This is a genomic window from Streptomyces sp. AN091965 (genome assembly GCF_022698285.1).
In the GTDB taxonomy this organism is placed as follows: domain Bacteria; phylum Actinomycetota; class Actinomycetes; order Streptomycetales; family Streptomycetaceae; genus Streptomyces.
Window position 1 is genome coordinate 5,246,882 of record NZ_JALDMY010000001.1, and the last position, 16,564, is coordinate 5,263,445.

The 16,564-nt window shown below is 72.6% G+C and carries 16 protein-coding genes; 10 read left to right on the forward strand and 6 right to left on the reverse strand.

Going from position 1 to position 16,564, the window contains the following annotated elements; genetic code table 11:
• The first annotated feature begins 467 nt into the window (after positions 1 to 467).
• Together MQV74_RS22250 and MQV74_RS22255 are read left to right on the forward strand one after the other, a co-directional pair.
• Positions 468 to 1,034, forward strand: a complete 567-nt coding sequence (locus MQV74_RS22250) for an MmyB family transcriptional regulator (protein WP_242720245.1) — start codon at positions 468 to 470, stop codon at positions 1,032 to 1,034.
• Between the two features lie 39 nt (positions 1,035 to 1,073).
• On the forward strand, positions 1,074 to 1,493 hold the full coding sequence (locus MQV74_RS22255) for a hypothetical protein (protein ID WP_242720247.1): 420 nt from the start codon (positions 1,074 to 1,076) through the stop codon (positions 1,491 to 1,493).
• A 34-nt stretch (positions 1,494 to 1,527) separates the two neighbouring features.
• Here MQV74_RS22255 and MQV74_RS22260 read toward each other — a convergent pair whose 3' ends face one another.
• From MQV74_RS22260 to MQV74_RS22270, 3 genes are read right to left on the reverse strand one after another with little or no spacing between them, the layout of a single operon-like run.
• Positions 1,528 to 2,505 carry a helix-turn-helix transcriptional regulator gene (locus MQV74_RS22260; protein WP_242720249.1) on the reverse strand — a complete coding sequence of 326 codons (978 nt, stop codon included), beginning with the start codon at positions 2,503 to 2,505 and terminating at the stop codon, positions 1,528 to 1,530.
• 60 nt (positions 2,506 to 2,565) lie between these two features.
• On the reverse strand, positions 2,566 to 3,549 hold the full coding sequence (locus tag MQV74_RS22265) for a helix-turn-helix transcriptional regulator (protein WP_242720250.1): 984 nt from the start codon (positions 3,547 to 3,549) through the stop codon (positions 2,566 to 2,568).
• Positions 3,546 to 4,535 carry a helix-turn-helix transcriptional regulator gene (locus MQV74_RS22270; RefSeq protein WP_242720252.1) on the reverse strand — a complete coding sequence of 330 codons (990 nt, stop codon included), beginning with the start codon at positions 4,533 to 4,535 and terminating at the stop codon, positions 3,546 to 3,548. Before MQV74_RS22270 ends, MQV74_RS22265 begins: the two co-directional genes overlap by 4 nt.
• 131 nt (positions 4,536 to 4,666) lie before the next feature.
• Here MQV74_RS22270 and MQV74_RS22275 point away from each other — a divergent pair, with 131 nt between their 5' ends.
• Both MQV74_RS22275 and MQV74_RS22280 read left to right on the forward strand, forming a co-directional pair.
• A complete protein-coding gene (locus MQV74_RS22275) occupies positions 4,667 to 4,828 on the forward strand; it encodes a hypothetical protein (protein ID WP_170316475.1) in 162 nt (53 codons plus the stop codon).
• Positions 4,825 to 5,181, forward strand: coding sequence for a hypothetical protein (locus MQV74_RS22280; protein WP_078869065.1), 357 nt, complete (start codon positions 4,825 to 4,827; stop codon positions 5,179 to 5,181). Before MQV74_RS22275 ends, MQV74_RS22280 begins: the two co-directional genes overlap by 4 nt.
• A gap of 125 nt (positions 5,182 to 5,306) precedes the next feature.
• Here the strand turns inward: MQV74_RS22280 and MQV74_RS22285 are convergent, their stop codons facing one another.
• Entirely contained in the window at positions 5,307 to 5,747 is a 441-nt protein-coding gene (locus tag MQV74_RS22285) for a pyridoxamine 5'-phosphate oxidase family protein (RefSeq protein WP_242720254.1), read from the reverse strand.
• Positions 5,748 to 5,957: 210 nt separating this feature from the next.
• Here MQV74_RS22285 and clpB point away from each other — a divergent pair, with 210 nt between their 5' ends.
• Positions 5,958 to 8,582: an ATP-dependent chaperone ClpB gene (gene clpB / locus MQV74_RS22290; RefSeq protein WP_242720256.1), complete on the forward strand. Its 2,625-nt coding sequence runs from the start codon at positions 5,958 to 5,960 to the stop codon at positions 8,580 to 8,582.
• A gap of 110 nt (positions 8,583 to 8,692) precedes the next feature.
• Positions 8,693 to 9,232 carry a YbjN domain-containing protein gene (locus MQV74_RS22295; protein ID WP_242720258.1) on the forward strand — a complete coding sequence of 180 codons (540 nt, stop codon included), beginning with the start codon at positions 8,693 to 8,695 and terminating at the stop codon, positions 9,230 to 9,232.
• Between the two features lie 29 nt (positions 9,233 to 9,261).
• Here the strand turns inward: MQV74_RS22295 and MQV74_RS22300 are convergent, their stop codons facing one another.
• Both MQV74_RS22300 and MQV74_RS22305 read right to left on the reverse strand, forming a co-directional pair.
• Positions 9,262 to 10,461, reverse strand: coding sequence for a hypothetical protein (locus MQV74_RS22300; RefSeq protein WP_374120667.1), 1,200 nt, complete (start codon positions 10,459 to 10,461; stop codon positions 9,262 to 9,264).
• A gap of 84 nt (positions 10,462 to 10,545) precedes the next feature.
• A complete protein-coding gene (locus MQV74_RS22305; RefSeq protein ID WP_242720260.1) occupies positions 10,546 to 11,748 on the reverse strand; it encodes a pyridoxal phosphate-dependent aminotransferase in 1,203 nt (400 codons plus the stop codon).
• Positions 11,749 to 12,531: 783 nt separating this feature from the next.
• Between MQV74_RS22305 and MQV74_RS22310 the strand changes: the two genes are divergently transcribed.
• The 4 genes from MQV74_RS22310 to MQV74_RS22325 all read left to right on the forward strand — a co-directional run bounded on the left by MQV74_RS22310 (position 12,532) and on the right by MQV74_RS22325 (position 16,558).
• Positions 12,532 to 13,050: a DUF2617 family protein gene (locus MQV74_RS22310; RefSeq protein ID WP_242720262.1), complete on the forward strand. Its 519-nt coding sequence runs from the start codon at positions 12,532 to 12,534 to the stop codon at positions 13,048 to 13,050.
• A 139-nt stretch (positions 13,051 to 13,189) separates the two neighbouring features.
• Entirely contained in the window at positions 13,190 to 14,770 is a 1,581-nt protein-coding gene (locus MQV74_RS22315; protein ID WP_242720264.1) for a polyamine aminopropyltransferase, read from the forward strand.
• A 70-nt stretch (positions 14,771 to 14,840) separates the two neighbouring features.
• Positions 14,841 to 15,620, forward strand: a complete 780-nt coding sequence (locus MQV74_RS22320; protein ID WP_242720266.1) for an SRPBCC domain-containing protein — start codon at positions 14,841 to 14,843, stop codon at positions 15,618 to 15,620.
• Positions 15,621 to 15,763: 143 nt separating this feature from the next.
• Positions 15,764 to 16,558, forward strand: coding sequence for an aldose epimerase family protein (locus tag MQV74_RS22325; RefSeq protein ID WP_242720268.1), 795 nt, complete (start codon positions 15,764 to 15,766; stop codon positions 16,556 to 16,558).
• Positions 16,559 to 16,564 lie beyond the last annotated feature (6 nt).

The window sequence follows — 16,564 nt, forward strand, 5'->3', positions numbered from 1 at the left end:
TTCAACGGATGCCCCGGCAGGCCGACGGCAGCTCTGGGGCGGGGCGCCCCGCGGGCCCTCCGTCCTTCCCGCGTGCCACCGCGCGGCACGGAGACCACCGGCGCCGGGGGCCGGGTCCCGCGGCGCGCCGGACGCGCGGGCGGCTCCATTGGTCGGTGCCGCCCTTGGGCTTATGGTGCAGAGAACGCGCCCGCGGACCCGAGTGCCCGCGCGCGCGGAGAAGGGGGGCAGGAGTGGAGGAGACCGGGCTGCGGGGAATACTCCGGAGACTGCGCGCCAGAATCAGGCCCGAGGAAGTCGGGCTGAATGCCAAACCACCGCGCAGGCCCGGCCCGCGCGTCACCGGCCTCTCCCAGCCCGATATGGACATTCTCATGAACCGGTCGGTGGGCACGTACCACCGATTCGAGAGCGGCCGCATTTCCCCGCGCGATGACTATCTGCGCCAAGTGGGCCACATTCTCCGTATGTCCGAGGACGAGTTCACCCAGGTGTATCTGCTCGCGCTCGGCCAGCAGCCGCCGCACCCGCTCTCCCCCGACGTCGGCATCGCCGTGCCGTCGGCCGCCGCCTGGCAGCGCGCGGTCGCGGGCCAGCGCGAGATGGCGTACGTGGTGAACGCCCAGTGGGACCTCGTCGCGTACAACGACCGGTTCGCGGAGCTGTTTCCCGAGGGGGCGGTGCCCGCGAACGCGCTGCGCTGGGTCGCGCTGACCCCGCAGGCCCGGGAGGGCGTGCTCGTGCAGTGGTCGACGCGGTGGGCGCCGTCCGTGCTCAACCAGCTGCGCTTCGCCCGCATCCAGCACCCCGGCAACCGCGCGCTCGCGCAGCTGCACCACGACGTCCTCGGCGACGGCGTCGCCGGGCCCATCTACCGGCGCGGCACCGACCTGTCCGTGCGCTGCGAGGAGGAGGCGCTGCCGCTGCGGCACCCCACGCGGGGCCCCGGTACCGTCACGGTGCTCCTGTCGGAACCCGTGAGCTCGCGGGGAGCGCGTCACGTGGTCCTGCTCTTCGAGGCCGACCGGACCTGAACGCCCTGAACGGCCCCTGAACGGTGAGGTGATGGCGACATGGAGGCAGCCGGGGTACGCATGCCCGCCGAGCCCTCGGGCCGGGACGCGACGCCGGGGCGCGCGGACGCGTCCCGCACGCCCGACCGGCACGCGGCCGCCGTGCACGTGATCGCCGACGACCTCAACGGCCGCGGCTACCCGGTGACCTGGGTCGTCGACCGACAGCTGCTCGCCGGTGACTTCCCGCTCCAGGTGGTGGCGAAGGTCTCCGTGGTGCGGGTCCTGAACATCGCGCTGGACACCCGGGGCGAGGGCGCCGCCCCCGCCGTGGTGTGGCGGGTGAGCATGGGGCGCCCCTCCTCGGTGCGGTGGGAACAGTCGGCGGTGCTCGACCTGGGCGCCGACAGCCTGGACGGGGAGCGCGTGGTGCGCGAGGCCCTGCGCGCGGTCGGCCTGCCGCTCCAGCGGGCCATCTAGGGCGGGCCCGCCGGGCAGGCCCGTCGGACGCGCCCTAGGCCCGGCCCTCGCCGAGGATGCCCGACTGGCCGATGAGATAGCCGAGCTGGGCCCGGCTCTGGCTGTGCAGGACGGCCGACAGCTTGGCGATGTGCACCCGGGCCGTCCGTACGTTCATCCCGAGCCGGGCGGCGATCTCGGTGTCGGTGAGGCCCTCGGTGAGCAGCTCGGCGATGGCGAGCTGGCGGGGGGTGATGCCCTGCCGGGGCGGCTCGGGGGCCGCGTCCGGCCACATGGGTGTGGCGAGCTGCCACAGCAGTTTGAAGGTGGTCACCAGGTAGGAGATGACGGCGGGCTGGTGTATCCGCAGGGCCACGTCCCGGCTCTCGCCCGCCGGGATGAAGGCGACGGAGCGGTCGAACACGAGCAGCCGTCCGGGCAGTTCCGTCAGGGTGCGGGCCTCCACGTCGCCGTCGAGCCGCTGGAAGTAGGCGTACACGGGGCAGGCGTGCAGACCGGTGTGCGGGTGGAGCGACCGCATCCGGCCACCCCGGGAGAGGACGCCGTCCGCGCGCGGCACCGCCTGCTCCAGGGTCTCCTGGACCCGCCTGCCGCCGGGCTGGATGGCGAGGGCCTCCCGGCTGGCACCGGCGGCGGCGTGGTCGATGGCCTCGTTGATGCGCGGCAGGCCCTTGAGGACGGTGGCGCCCGGCGAGCGGGCCCCCGTGAACTGCCCCTCCCCGAGCGTCATCAGCGGGGCGAAGACCTCGGCGAGCCGCCGCTGCCGGGCGCGCTCGTCGGTGACGTCGGCGTCGAGGGCGTGCAGGAGCCGGGGGAGCGCGACGGACGGGGCGACGGGAAGCAGCCGGGAGGCGTCGCGGGGGTCGGGGCGGAGCAGCCCGAGGTCGACGACACAAGGGGCCCGGTCGCCGTCGGCGGCCGGGACGCCGCCGTCCTGGAGGGCACGGACGTACGTGGTCCTGCCCACTCCGCACAGCTCCCCGGCGCCGTGCGGACTGTGATCCCTCGCCACGTCGCTGCCCCTCCTCACGGCTCGCCGGCGCCGGTCCCCGCCGGCTCCCACGCTCAGCAGCTAGTGATTCTGGTTCAGGATTCCTGACTGGCCAATGAGATATCCGAGTTGTGCGCGGCTGTTGCTGCCGAGGATCGCGGCGAGCTTCGCGATGTGTTCGCGTGCGGTACGCACGTTCATGCCGAGCCGCTCGGCTATCTCGGTGTCCGTGAGGCCCTCGATGAGGAGCTCGGCGATGGCCCGCTGGCGGGTCGTGACCCCGTTCTCCGCGGGGAGCTGGGCCGCGTGCGGGTACATGGGGGTCGCGAGGCGCCACAGCCGTTCGAAGGTGGTGATGAGGTAGTCGACGATCGCGGGCTGGCGTATCTCCAGGGCCGCCGTGCGGTCCTTGCTCGCCGGTATGAATGCCACCGTGTGGTCCAGGACGACCATGCGCTCGGTTACTTCGTTGAGCGTGCGGACCTCTACGTCGCCGTCTAGCTGTTCGTAGTGTGCCAGGGCGGGCAGGGAGTGGCGGGTGGTGTGCTGGTACAGCGTGCGCATGCGGCAGCCGCGGGACAGGAACTCCTGCTCGCGCGGGAGCGCGTCGGCCAGTATCTCGGGGGAGCGGGCCCCGCCGGGCTGGACGGTGCGCAGCTCGTGGGCGGCGTCGCCGGTGGCCCGGGTGATCGCCTCGTTGATCCGGTCGAAGCCGTCGAGGACGGTGATGTCCTGGTGCTCCGCGCCCACGGTCTGGCGGGCGTCGAGCGCCATCAGGGGCTCGAACATCGCCGTCAGGCGCTCCTCGCGGCGGCGCTGCTGGGCGATGCGGTCCTCGATGCCGCGCAGGAGCTGGGGCAGGGCGATGGCGGGGGCGGTGGGGCGCAGCCAGCGCATGTCCTCGACGTCGGGGTGGAGCAGGCCGAAGTCGATGAGGCAGGGGGTGGAGTCGGCGTCCCGCTGGGTGACGCGCCCCTCGCGCAGCGCGCGGGTGTAGAGGGCGGAACCCTCCGCGCACAGCTCGTCGGGTCCGTGCGGGTGGGGGTGCCGGGGTTCGGTGGTCATGTGGACTTGTCCTGCCCGAGGATGCCGGACTGGGCGATCAGATAGCCCAGTTGGGCGCGGCTGCCGCTGCCCAGGGCGGCGGCGATCTTCGCTATGTGGGCACGGCAGGTCCGGACGTTCATGCCGAGGCGGCGGGCGATCGCCTCGTCCACGTGGCCCTCGATGAGCAGCCGGGCGATGGAGCGCTGGACGCCGGTGATCCCGTCGGCGGAGGGCGGGTACGGGTCCTCGTCGAGCAGGGGCGTCGCCTGCTGCCACTGCTGCTCGAAGACCTTGAAGAGGTATTCGACCAGGGCGGGGTGCCGGACCTCCAGGGCGTCCTGGCGGTCGGCGCGCGCGGGGAGGATGGCGACGCTGCGGTCGAAGATCATCAGTCGGTCGATCACCTCCTCCAGCGTGCGTATCTGCACGTTGCCGTGCGACATGTAGGCCGCGTAGGCGAGGGTGCCCCGGCTGTGCCGGACGGTGTGCTGGTAGAGGGTACGCATCGAGATGCCGCGGTCGAGGATGGTCTGCCCGCGCCGGAGCGCGATATTCAACCTCTCTTCGCTTCGGCCGCCGCCGGGCTGGACCGTCAGGACCTCGTGCCGGCACTCGGCCGTGGCCTGCTCGATCGCTTCGTTGATGCGGGCCTCGCCCTCCAATACCGTGATCGCGTGGCTCGTGGGTTCCACGCGGGTGGGGATGGCCATGAATGGCTCGAAGGTGTCGGTCAGCTCGACCGCGAGCCGCCTCCGGTCCTGGATCTCGCGCTCCAGCGGATGCAGTCGCTGAGCGAGTGCCGTGGCCGGTGGAACGGGTCGCAGCCAGTCCGCGTCATCCGGGTCGGGATGGACGAGCGCGGACTCCAGAAGGCACGGTGCGTTCTCAGCCTCGGCCCGCGCGAGCCGCCCGTTGCTCAGTGCGGAGGCGTACAGCCTCGCTCCTTCGCCACACAGTGGGCTCTCGGGGTGAGGATGTGTCGGTTTAGCGTCAGTTGTGAGCAATTCTCCACCCCCCAGGGTCCTGAACGTGCAGGAACATGATGCATCCACCCTGTGGCTTTGACGTGCTCGATTGAGACATCGTCTTGTTGTGCCGGGGGAGAGGAACCTACCAAGTGAGGACGAAGCCGACCATGTTCAAGCGCATGCTTCGCGCGGTCCTGGTGACCGCTCTCTCCGCAGGGATTGGCCTGGGTGCGGTGAGTGCCATGGATCTCGCCTGGAGCCACCCAGCGAAGAGCACAGCCGCGCCGTCTGACCTTGCCTGGATCACGCCGGCGGGTGACAAGGCATGAGTACCCCTCCCGATGACCGCACCTTCCGCCGGGAAATGGCCACGGCCTACCGGTCGGGCTGGCACTTCATCGACCTCGCCACCGCGATCCCCCACCCCGGTGACTCGTTGATGGTCACCTTGGTCGGCGAGCCGGTGATCATCGTACGGGACGACGACGAGGACATCCGCGCCTACCGGTGCCTGCGCCGGCCCCGCGGCGCGCCCCAGCCGGTGCGCTGCGCCGTGCGCTACGGCATGGTCTTCGTCAACCTCGACCAGCGTGACCACCAGCTGATCGGGAAGCGGAAGCGGGATGCCGAGCGGCACTCCGCCGCTTCCGACCCCCTCACAGCCACCCCCCGCAGCGCCTGACGCGATTCCCCCGTCGTTGTAAATCGCGCAGGTGCTTCCCCCAGCAGCGGCGCCACCGTGGACCTGAACACGGTGGCGCCGCTGTGGTGTGTGCGGGGTGTGCGCGTCGTGTGCGGCGTGCCGGTTCAGGCCGCGGGCCGCTGCGCCGCCGCGGCGGGTTCCTTCACATGGCCGAGCGCGCGGTCCACCGCGATCTCGATGACCACCCGGGCCGGGTTCTCCCGCGGGTTCCTGCCGTACCGCTCGGCGTACCTGCGCTCCGCGTCCGCCACCCGCGCGGGTTCCGCCGACACCGTCGCCCGGCCTTCGAGCGTGGCCCAGTGGCGGCCCGCCACCTGGCAGACCGCGACCCGCGCGCCCGCCGGGGCGGCGGCAAGGACGTGTGCCACCTTGCGGCTGGTGCCGCTCGCGATCACCCGGGCGATCCGCTCCTCGGGGTCGTACGTCACGCCGACGGGCACCACGTGCGGGGTGCCGTCGCGGCGGAGCGTCGTCAGGGTGCAGAGGTGACGTTCCCGCCAGAAGCTGAGGTAGGGCGCGGGCAGGGCGCCGAGGTCGAGGGCCATGGGCGGAAGGTAGCCCGGTCGGACTTCCGACATCCTCCTTGAGTGGAATAGACTCAACTTTGTGTACGTTGGGTGAGTCAGTATGAGGGGGCCCTCCGAGGGCACCCGCACAGCATCCGACAGCACGCGTACCGACCCGTGCGCACCCCGTGCGCGGCCGCGTACGCACCCGTACCGAAAGCCGCAGGCAGCAAGGAGGAGCAGCCCCCAGTGGACGCCGAGCTGACGAACAGGAGCCGGGACGCGATCAACGCGGCGACGAGCCGGGCCGTGTCCGAAGGCCATCCGGACCTGACCCCCGCGCACCTCCTCCTCGCCCTGCTGGAGGGCCAGGACAACGAGAACATCACCGACCTGCTCGCCGCGGTCGACGCCGACCAGGTCGCCGTGCGCGCCGCCACCGAGCGCGCCCTCGCCGCCCTGCCGAGCGTCACGGGGTCGACGGTGGCCCCGCCGCAGCCCAACCGCGACCTGCTCGCCGTGATCGCGGACGCCGACCGGCGGGCCAAGGAGCTCGGCGACGACTATCTGTCCACCGAGCACCTGCTCATCGCCCTCGCCGCCAAGGGCGGCCCGGCGGGCGACGTACTGACCGAGAACGGCGCGACGGACAAGAAGCTGCTCGCCGCCTTTGAGCAGAGCCGTGGAGGGCGACGCGTGACCACCCCCGACCCGGAGGGCCAGTACAAGGCCCTGGAGAAGTTCGGCACGGACTTCACCGCCGCCGCCCGCGAGGGCCGTCTCGACCCCGTGATCGGGCGCGACCAGGAGATCCGGCGGGTCGTCCAGGTCCTGTCCCGGCGCACCAAGAACAACCCCGTGCTCATCGGCGAGCCCGGCGTCGGCAAGACCGCCGTCGTCGAGGGCCTCGCCCAGCGCATCGTCAAGGGCGACGTGCCCGAGTCCCTGAAGGACAAGCGGCTGGTCTCGCTCGACCTGGGCGCCATGGTCGCGGGCGCCAAGTACCGCGGCGAGTTCGAGGAGCGCCTGAAGACCGTGCTCTCCGAGATCAAGGAGAGCGACGGGCAGGTCATCACGTTCATCGACGAGCTGCACACCGTCGTCGGCGCGGGCGCGGGCGGCGACTCCGCCATGGACGCGGGCAACATGCTCAAGCCCATGCTGGCCCGCGGCGAGCTGCGCATGGTCGGCGCCACCACGCTGGACGAGTACCGCGAGCGGATCGAGAAGGACCCGGCCCTGGAGCGGCGCTTCCAGCAGGTGCTCGTCGCCGAGCCCTCCGTCGAGGACTCCATCGCGATCCTGCGCGGGCTCAAGGGGCGCTACGAGGCCCACCACAAGGTGCAGATCGCGGACAGCGCCCTGGTCGCCGCCGCCACGCTCTCCGACCGGTACATCACCTCGCGGTTCCTGCCCGACAAGGCCATCGACCTCGTCGACGAGTCGGCGTCGCGGCTGCGCATGGAGATCGACTCCTCGCCCGTCGAGATCGACGAGCTCCAGCGCGCCGTCGACCGGCTTCGCATGGAGGAGCTGGCCCTCACCAAGGAGACCGACCCGGCCTCCCGGCAGCGCCTGGAGAAGCTGCGCCGCGACCTCGCCGACAAGGAGGAGGAGCTGCGCGGGCTCACCGCCCGCTGGGAGAAGGAGAAGCAGTCCCTCAACCGCGTCGGCGAGCTGAAGGAGAAGCTGGACGAGCTGCGCGGCCAGGCCGAGCGGGCCCAGCGCGACGGCGACTTCGACACCGCGAGCAAGCTCCTGTACGGCGAGATCCCCGCCCTGGAGCGGGATCTGGAGGCCGCGTCCGAGGCCGAGGAGGAGGCCGCCAAGGCCGGGACGAAGGCCGACACCATGGTCAAGGAGGAGGTCGGGCCCGACGACATCGCCGACGTCGTGGCGGCCTGGACCGGCATCCCCGCCGGGCGCCTCCTCGAAGGCGAGACGCAGAAGCTCCTGCGCATGGAGGACGAGCTGGGCAGGCGCCTCATCGGGCAGGCCGAGGCCGTGCGGGCCGTCTCCGACGCCGTCCGGCGCACCCGGGCCGGGATCGCCGACCCCGACCGCCCCACCGGCTCCTTCCTTTTCCTCGGCCCCACCGGCGTCGGCAAGACCGAGCTGGCCAAGGCGCTCGCCGACTTCCTCTTCGACGACGAGCGGGCGATGGTCCGCATCGACATGAGCGAGTACGGCGAGAAGCACAGCGTGGCCCGCCTCGTCGGCGCGCCTCCCGGCTACGTCGGGTACGAGGAGGGCGGCCAGCTCACCGAGGCCGTGCGGCGCAGGCCGTACTCCGTCGTCCTGCTCGACGAGGTCGAGAAGGCGCACCCGGAGGTCTTCGACGTGCTGCTCCAGGTGCTCGACGACGGGCGGCTCACGGACGGCCAGGGACGGACGGTGGACTTCCGCAACACCATCCTGATCCTCACGTCGAACCTGGGAAGCCAGTTCCTGGTGGAGCCCCTGACCAGCGAGCACGAGAAGAAGCAGCAGGTCCTGGAGGTCGTGCGGGCCTCCTTCAAACCGGAGTTCCTGAACCGGCTCGACGACCTCGTGGTCTTCTCGGCGCTCGACAAGGACGAGCTGGCGCGGATCGCCGAGCTCCAGATCTCCCGGCTCGCCAAGCGGCTTGCCGACCGGAGGCTCACGCTCGACATCACGCCCGAGGCGCTGGCCTGGCTCGCGGACAAGGGCAACGACCCGGCGTACGGCGCCCGGCCGCTGCGCCGCCTGATCCAGACGGCCATCGGCGACCGGCTCGCGAAGGAGATCCTCGCGGGCGAGGTCAAGGACGGCGACACCGTGCGCGTGGACGTCTTCGGCGACGACCTCATCGTGGGCCCCGCGAGCGCCCCGGCGCCCGGAAAGTCCCTGTAGGCGCCCGGCGGGGCGCCGTAACCGGTCACATCCAGGGGCGGGGGTTGCGGGCCCCCGCCCGCCATGGGGGAGGATGGCTCAATCCGTACGAAGTACGAAGGGAAATAACGGTGAGCATCGACCCGTCCTCGATTCCGAATTTCGGGGGCCAGCCCGAACCGCAGCAGGGCGCAGGACCGGCGGGCCCCGTCGTCCCTGACCAGGACCTCGTCAAGCAGCTCCTGGAGCAGATGGAACTCAAGTACGTCGTCGACGACGAGGGTGACCTCGCGGCGCCGTGGGAGGAGTTCCGGACGTACTTCATGTTCCGCGGCGAGGACGACCAGCAGGTCTTCTCGGTCAGGACCTTCTACGACAGGCCGCACGGCATCGAGGAGAAGCCGCAGATCCTGGAGTCCATCGACGACTGGAACCGCCGCACGCTCTGGCCCAAGGTCTACACGCACACGCACGACGACGGCACCGTCCGCCTCATCGGCGAGGCCCAGATGCTGATCGGCACGGGTGTCTCCCTGGAGCACTTCGTGTCGTCGACGGTCAGCTGGGTGCGGGCCGCGATCGAGTTCGACCGCTGGCTCGTGGAGCAGCTGGGCCTGGAGACGGACGCCGACGCGGCGGACGACGCCGAGCCCGGCGACGAGCAGGCCTGACGGCCGCGGTTTCCGTACCGCACACAGCACTACAACGGCATGCGGGCCGTCGTCACCAGATACGTCCCGTACGCGAGCGAGAGCCCGGCCAGGGCGCCGACCACCAGGACGGCGTGGATCGGCCGGGCTCTCGCCGTGCGCACCAGGGCACACGCCAGCGGCAGCAGCAGCGGGAACGCGGGCAGCAGGAAGCGCGGCTTCGACTCGAAGAAGCCGGAGCCGCCGACCGTGACCAGCAGCAGCACCCCGGTGTAGACGAGCAGCGGCAGCGGGGCGCGGTCGCAGAGCAGCAGCCCGTACAGGAGCAGCGCCGCCGCGACGATCATCAGGGTCACGGCGAAGACGAGCTTGTCGCCGTGCAGGAGCAGATGGCGGGCGAAGGCGAGCGAGCCCCGGCCGAAGTCGAAGCGGGAGCCCCAGTCGCGCTGCACCGCGAAGTACCCGCCGAGCGGATCGCCCCTGCGCACCCCCACCCACAGCACGTACGCGCCCCAGCCGACGGGGGCGAGCGCCGCGCCCGTCCACAGCCTGTGGGGAACGCGGCCCCGGTGCCGGACGATCTCGCAGACCGCCGTCACCGCGACGGCGGCGGCCACCGCGAAGCCGTTCGGCCGGGCCAGGCCCGCGAGCGCGGCGAGGGCGCCCGCCGTCAGCCAGCGGCCGGTGAGCAGCGCGTACAGGGAGCCCGCCGCGAGCGCCGTCAGGACCGGCTCGGTGTACGCCATCGTCAGGATCACGGAGTGCGGCAGGAGGCCCCACAGCAGGACGAGGACCGTGGCCGTGCGGTGGTCGTGGAGCCGGGCGGCGATCTTGTAGATGCCGAGGGCGGCCGCGCCCGCGCCGAGCCAGGAGACGAGCAGGCCCGCGGCGCCGTAGCCGAGCGGCGTGAGCGTCTCCACCGCGCGGATCAGGGCCGGGTAGAGCGGGAAGAAGGCCAGGTCGCTCTGGACGACGCCGGGTTCGAAGTACAGGGTGCGGCCGTAGCCGTGGGCGGCGATGCCGGTGTACCAGCGGGAGTCCCAGGAGCGGCCCAGGAGGCGGAAGGCGTCCTGGTGGCTGGTGTGGGCGGCGATCGCGAGCGCGAGCAGACCGGTGAGGCGGGCGGCGGCGAAGGCGCCCAGGGCGTGCGCGGCGTGGGCTGCCGCCCGCTTGGCCGGTGGGGTGGGCTCGCACTCCGTGCGGCGGGCGCGTGTGACGGGGGCCGGGACGGTGGGGCTGGGGTGGGTCACATCGGAACCTTGCGGTCCCCCTGGGGCGGGCGCGAGTTAGGCGGGGCCGTGTGGGTGGGGGTTTTCCCCAGGGGGCGGAACGGGCTACAGCGACTTCAGGCGGGCGACCGCTTCCTCCAGGACCGGGGTCTGCTTGCAGAAGGCGAAGCGGACGAAGGGGGCGCCCTGGTCGCGGTGGTCGTAGAAGACCGCGTTGGGGATGGCGACGACGCCCGCGCGCTCGGGCAGGGCGCGGCAGAAGGCGAAGCCGTCGCTCTCGCCGAGCGGGCGGATGTCGGTGGTGACGAAGTACGTGCCCGCCGGGCGGTAGACCTCGAAGCCCGCCGCCGTGAGCCCGGAGGCCAGCAGGTCGCGCTTGGCGCGCATGTCGTCGAGGAACGAGGCGAAGTACGTGTCGGGCAGCGCGAGCGCTTCCGCGACCGCGTACTGGAACGGGCCCGAGGACACGAACGTGAGGAACTGCTTCGCCGACCGCACCGCCGTGACCAGGTCCGGCGCGGCCGTGACCCAGCCGACCTTCCAGCCCGTGAACGAGAACGTCTTGCCCGCCGAGCCGATCGTCACCGTGCGCTCGCGCATGCCGGGGAAGGAGGCGAGCGGGACGTGGCCGCCCTCGTCGAAGACCAGGTGCTCGTACACCTCGTCGGTCACGACGAGCAGATCGCGCTCCACGGCGAGCCTCGCGATCTCGGCGAGCTCCGCGCGGGTGAGGACGGTGCCGGTCGGGTTGTGCGGGGTGTTGAGCAGGAGCAGCCGGGTGCGCGGGGTGACGGCGTCCCGCAGCTCGTCGAGGTCGAGGCTGAAGCGTCCGTCCCCGGGGCGCAGCGTCACCGGCACCCGGGTGCCGCCCGCGAGGGCGATCGAGGCGGCGTACGAGTCGTAGTACGGCTCCAGGGCGATGACCTCGTCGCCCGGCTCGACCAGGGCGAGCAGCGAGGCGGCGATGGCCTCGGTGGCGCCCGCGGTGACGAGGACCTCGCGGTCGGGGTCGTGGGACAGGCCGTAGTGGTGCTCCTGGTGGGCGGCGATCGCGGCGCGCAGCTCGGGGACGCCGGGGCCCGGCGGGTACTGGTTGCCGCGGCCGTCGCGCAGGGCGCGCACCGCGGCCTCGCGCACCTGCTCGGGGCCGTCCGTGTCCGGGAAGCCCTGGCCCAGGTTGATCGCCCCGGTCCGCAGCGCGAGCGCGGACATCTCGGCGAAGATCGTCGTACCGAATTCCGCGAGGCGGCGGTTGAGCAGCGGGCGGCCGTCGCGGGAGGCACCGGGGGATGACGTCATGAGCGTCATCCTCCGCCGAACCTCTGGACTTCCTCAACTCTGCTTTGGCGGCGGCCGGGCGGGGGCATCCCCTTGTCACGCAACGACGCGGGACCATATCCGCACAGCGGCGCCGGTTCGGGGGAACGGTCCGGGGCCGTCTCGGGGGAAAGGAAGTGAAGGATGGGGGCGATGGTTGTGGCCTTGTTCTTCATCGGCTGGTTCGTGGTGATCGGGCTGCTCGTGCATGTCAGCAGGAACGGCCGCAGGCGCACCGGGTCGGGGAGCCGCAGTTGGTGGGCGGGGTCCAGCTCCAGCAGCGGGACCGCGACCTACGACGGCGGTGGTTCGTCCTGTGGCGGAGGCTCTTCCTGTGGCGGCGGCTCGTCCTGCGGCGGCGGTTCGTCCTGCGGTGGCGGGGGCGGAGGTTGCGGCGGCGGAGGCAGCTGACACGGGGCAGCTGGTCCACTGGGCCGAGCGCCCGGCGGGAGACAACTCCCGCCGGGCGCTTCGTCGTTGACGGACCGATTGGCGTCCATAGGATGCCATTTCCGGACTGACTGCTTTCCATGAAACGTGAACAGATGAACTGTTCGGCCCTCTAGGGGATGGAAACCCTACGAAGTTGGGTAAAAGCGCTGTGGCAGTGTCGCAGTTCATGATTCCCTCTTAACCGTCACACCGCCCTCGGACGCACCCGCTCGGCAGGCAGCGGGACGTCTCCGTGGGCACGCGCCGGCAACCCCCTCCGCCTGGTGTCCGACCGGGCGCGCCGGCCCCCCCACCTCCATTGCGTGTTAGCGGAGCCGACCCATGCTCACGACCCTGAAGACTGTCTACACCGACACGCGCGCCGGGGACCTGGCCTGGGCCCTCGGCCGCGAGCCGCTGCCCGCGCTCGCCACTCTCGACCTCGAACTGACCGGTGCGGCCGTCCAGTTGAGACTCCTCGGGGCCTCCCACCAAGTGCTGCTCGAAGAGGACCGGGGCAGCTGTTCCGAGACCGTCGCCTGCATCCCCGGCAGCAGCACGCCGCTGCCGCTCGGCGTCTCCAAGCGGGTCGGCGAGTGGGAGTACGAGTTCGCGGCCCGCGTCGAAACGCTGTCGCGGGGTCAGTTCGCGGGCCGGGCGCAGGAGTTGCTCGCCCTCGTCACGGAGCACCCGCACGGGCTCGCCGGGGTCTTCCCCGGCATCCCGCACGCGTTCACCGCGATGCTGGCGCAGCGGCACGAGGGCTCGGTGATGTGGCGGACCTGGCACGCCTATCCCCAGGACGGGCAGCTCGTGGCGACCCGTACGCGGGTCGGCGTGCGAATGCCCGCACCCCTCTGAGCTGGGCCGGGCGGCGGTTCGCGGTGCTCGGTTCGCGGCGCCGCGATGGCCCGGCGGACGGCGGTTCACACATTCTCGCCGTCACCTCCACTCTTGTGGGGGACTTGGCGTGAGCGAACGGTGACGTAGCGTTCCCAGCGTGATCGAGCCGCGTCAGCGTCTTCCCGTCACGCCCCGGACAGGCCGCTTCCTCGTCCTCGCGGGCGTGTTCATCTGCGCCGCCTGCGGACTCGTGTACGAACTGGAACTCGTCGCCCTCGCCTCGTACTTGATCGGCGATTCCGTCACCCAGGCCTCCGTCGTCCTGTCCGTCATGGTCTTCGCGATGGGTATCGGCTCGCTGCTCGCCAAGCGCCTGCGCTGCCGGGCCGCCGCCGGGTTCGGGCTCGTCGAGGCGGCCCTCGCGCTCGTCGGCGGGTGCAGCGCCATGGTCCTGTACGCGGCGTTCGCGTGGGCGGGCGACCGGGGCGAGATGTGGGCCAGCGGATCCCGCTATCTCTTCGTGGTGTTCTCCCTGGCCATCGGCGTCCTCATCGGCGCCGAAGTGCCCCTGCTCATGGTGCTCATCCAGCGCGTCCGGCGGCAGGACGCGGGCGGCGCCGTCGCCGACCTGTTCGCCGCGGACTACGTGGGCGCCCTGGTCGGCGGCCTCGCCTTCCCCTTCCTGCTGCTCCCCTGGTTCGGGCAGCTCACCGGGGCGCTGCTCACCGGCGCCGTCAACGTCCTCGCGGGCGGCGCGCTCGTCCTCGGCCTGTTCGGCCGCGACCTGAGTCCGCGCGGGCGCTGGCTGCTGCTCGTGGTCAACGCCGTCGTGCTCGCCGTCCTCGCCTCCGCCGCCGTGCTCGTCGACGACTTCGAACGGGCCGCGCGCCGGGCCGTGTACGGCTCCGGGATCCGCGTCGCCGTCCGCACCGACGTCCAGGAAGTCGTCCTCACCGGCCGCGACCGGGAGTCCCTGCACCTCTTCCTCGACGGCAGGCTGCGCGTCAGCGGCCGCGACGAGCGGCGCTACCACCAGGCCCTCGTACAGCCCGCCCTGCACGGCGGCCGCCACCAGCGGGTCCTCGTCCTCGGCGGCGGCGACGGACTCGCCGCCGCCGAGGTGCTGCGGCACGCCGGGGTGCGCCGCGTCGACATCGTCGAACTCGACCCGGCCGTCGTCGACCTGGCCCGCCATGACCCGGGCCTGAGCGAACTCAACGGCCACGTCTACCGCGACCCGCGCGTGCGCGTCGTCCACGCCGACGCCTTCCGCTGGCTGCGCGGACCGCACCCGCGCGTGTACGACGTCGTCGTCGCCGACCTGCCCGACCCCGGCATCACCGCCAGCACCCAGCTGTACTCGCAGGAGTTCTACGGCCTGGTCTCGCGCGTCCTCACCGACGACGGGCGCTTCGCCGTGCACGCCGGGCCCGCCGCGACCCGGCCGCACACCTACTGGACCGTCGACGCGACGCTGCGCGCCGCCGGGTACCGGACCGAGCCCTACCGCCTCACCGGCCGCCGCGGCTCCTACGCCGGGCCCGACCGCACCCCCGACCCCGGCGGGGCGCCCCGCGACTGGGGCTTCGTGCTCGCCGCCCGCGCCGAGCCGGTGCTCGGCGCGGCCCGCTCCTGTGCCGTGCTGCGCGCCGGATCCCGCGCCGCCGAGCGGCTGCGGCCGTCCGACTGGCGCACCATCGAGCCGTCCACGCTGGTGCATCCGCGCTACGCCGACTGACGGCCCGCGGCAGGCCGGGCGGGGCGAAGTGGCGTACATCACGGCGGCGGCGTCGGTACGCTCAACTGTCATGGAGCATGAGGTGTTCGTACCGGTTCCGGAAGAGCCGCTCCGCGAGGCACTGGCCGACCCCGAGCGGGTCGCCCGCGCGGTGCCCGGGTTGCAGCGGGACGCCGACCCAGGGCCTGACGCGCTGCCCGTCACCGGGCGGCTCAAGGTGCGCGTCGGCGGCCACACGATCACCTACCGCGGTGGCCTGCGGGTCGCCGCGCGCGGCGACGGCGGGTACGCGGTGACCGGGGAGGCCCACGAGGCCCGGGGCAGCGGCGCCGTAACGTTCTCCCTCGTGCTGCGCCTGGCCGCCGCCGCGGAGGGGGGCACGCAGGTCGCCTTCAGCGGGACCGCGTCCGCCGACGGGCGGGTCGCCGAGGCCGTGAAGAGTTCTCCACAGGCTGTGGAGAGCGCGGTCCGGCGGCTCCTCGCGCGCTTCGCGGAAGGCCTCGCGGCGCCCGGCCCGGCCGCGGCCCCGGAACCGGCCCCCGCCCCGGCGCCGTCCCGCGTCTTCGACGCCGAGGTGCCGCCGCCGGCGCTGGATCCGCTCTCCGACGTCGATTCCGTCGATTCCCTGGATGACGCGGCCAGTGGGCCCGAGGCCGCGCACGCGCGGCGGACGATGATCGGGCGCAGTGCGGAGGAGGTCGACCACGCGCCGCCCCGGGGGCGGTACGCGCCCGTGCCCGCGCCCGAGACGCTCGGCGGCGGCGCCGCCCTGCGCTGGGCCGCGCCCGCGGCGGCCGTCCTCGTCGCGTCGGCGATCGTGGTCACCCGGGCCCTGCGCAAGCGTCGCTGAAGCCCTCGCGGGTGCGCCCCAGGCCCGCCCCTTCCCGCTTCCTGGGGGCTCCGCCCCCAGACCCCCGCTCCTCAAACGCCGGAGGGGCTGATTCTTACGCCGGCCCAGCCGGAGATCCTTAAAGGCACGACTAGGGTCGGAGCGTGAGTAGCGAAGAGATCACGTTGGCCGCGGGTGACGCGGAAGTCTCGGTGCGGCCGGGGAGCGGGGCCCGCCTCGGCAGTCTCAAGGTGGGCGGCGTCGAGCTGCTGCGGCAGGGGGAGCGCTACGGCTGCTTCCCGATGGTGCCGTGGTGCGGCCGGACCAGGGACGGCCGCTTCCTGAACGGCGGCCACCCCCACCAGCTCCCCCTCAACTCCCCGCCGCACGCCATCCACGGCACCGGCAGGGACACCGCGTGGAAGACCGCCCGGGTCAGCGGCCGCGAGGCCGTGTTCACCTACGACCTCGCGGACCCGTGGCCCTACCCGGGACGGGTCACCCAGATCGTCGAGCTGACGGAGAGCGCGCTGACGCTGCGGATGTCCGTGGAGACGTACGGCGACTCCTTCCCGGCGCAGGCGGGCTGGCACCCGTGGTTCAACCGGCGCCTCACCGACGGCGGCGAGGACGTCCGGATCGCCTTCGACGCGGCCTGGCAGGAGCAGCGGGGCGAGGACCACCTGCCCACCGGCGCGCGTATCGACCCGCTGCCGGGCCCCTGGGACGACTGCTTCGGGATGCCGGACGGCGTCGACGTCACCCTGACCTGGCCGGGCGAGCTGGAGCTGAACGTGGCCAGCCGCGAGGAGTGGGTCGTCGTGTACGACGAGCAGGAGGCCGCCGTGTGCGTGGAGCCGCAGAGCGGCCCGCCCAACGGCCTGAACACCCTGCCGCGCCTGGTCACCCCGCTGGAGCCCCTGGAGACGTCGACCACCTGGACCTGGCGGCGGCTCTGAAGGCCC

Bases quoted from the DNA above. Each gene is read 5' to 3' on its own strand.
- MQV74_RS22250 (WP_242720245.1), top strand. From the start codon at position 468: ATGTCCGAGGACGAGTTCACCCAGGTGTATCTGCTCGCGCTCGGCCAG.
- MQV74_RS22255 (WP_242720247.1), top strand. From the start codon at position 1,074: ATGGAGGCAGCCGGGGTACGCATGCCCGCCGAGCCCTCGGGCCGGGAC.
- MQV74_RS22265 (WP_242720250.1), bottom strand. From the start codon at position 3,549: ATGACCACCGAACCCCGGCACCCCCACCCGCACGGACCCGACGAGCTG.
- MQV74_RS22275 (WP_170316475.1), top strand. From the start codon at position 4,667: ATGTTCAAGCGCATGCTTCGCGCGGTCCTGGTGACCGCTCTCTCCGCA.
- MQV74_RS22280 (WP_078869065.1), top strand. From the start codon at position 4,825: ATGAGTACCCCTCCCGATGACCGCACCTTCCGCCGGGAAATGGCCACG.
- MQV74_RS22285 (WP_242720254.1), bottom strand. From the start codon at position 5,747: ATGGCCCTCGACCTCGGCGCCCTGCCCGCGCCCTACCTCAGCTTCTGG.
- MQV74_RS22305 (WP_242720260.1), bottom strand. From the start codon at position 11,748: ATGACGCTCATGACGTCATCCCCCGGTGCCTCCCGCGACGGCCGCCCG.
- MQV74_RS22310 (WP_242720262.1), top strand. From the start codon at position 12,532: ATGCTCACGACCCTGAAGACTGTCTACACCGACACGCGCGCCGGGGAC.
- MQV74_RS22320 (WP_242720266.1), top strand. From the start codon at position 14,841: ATGGAGCATGAGGTGTTCGTACCGGTTCCGGAAGAGCCGCTCCGCGAG.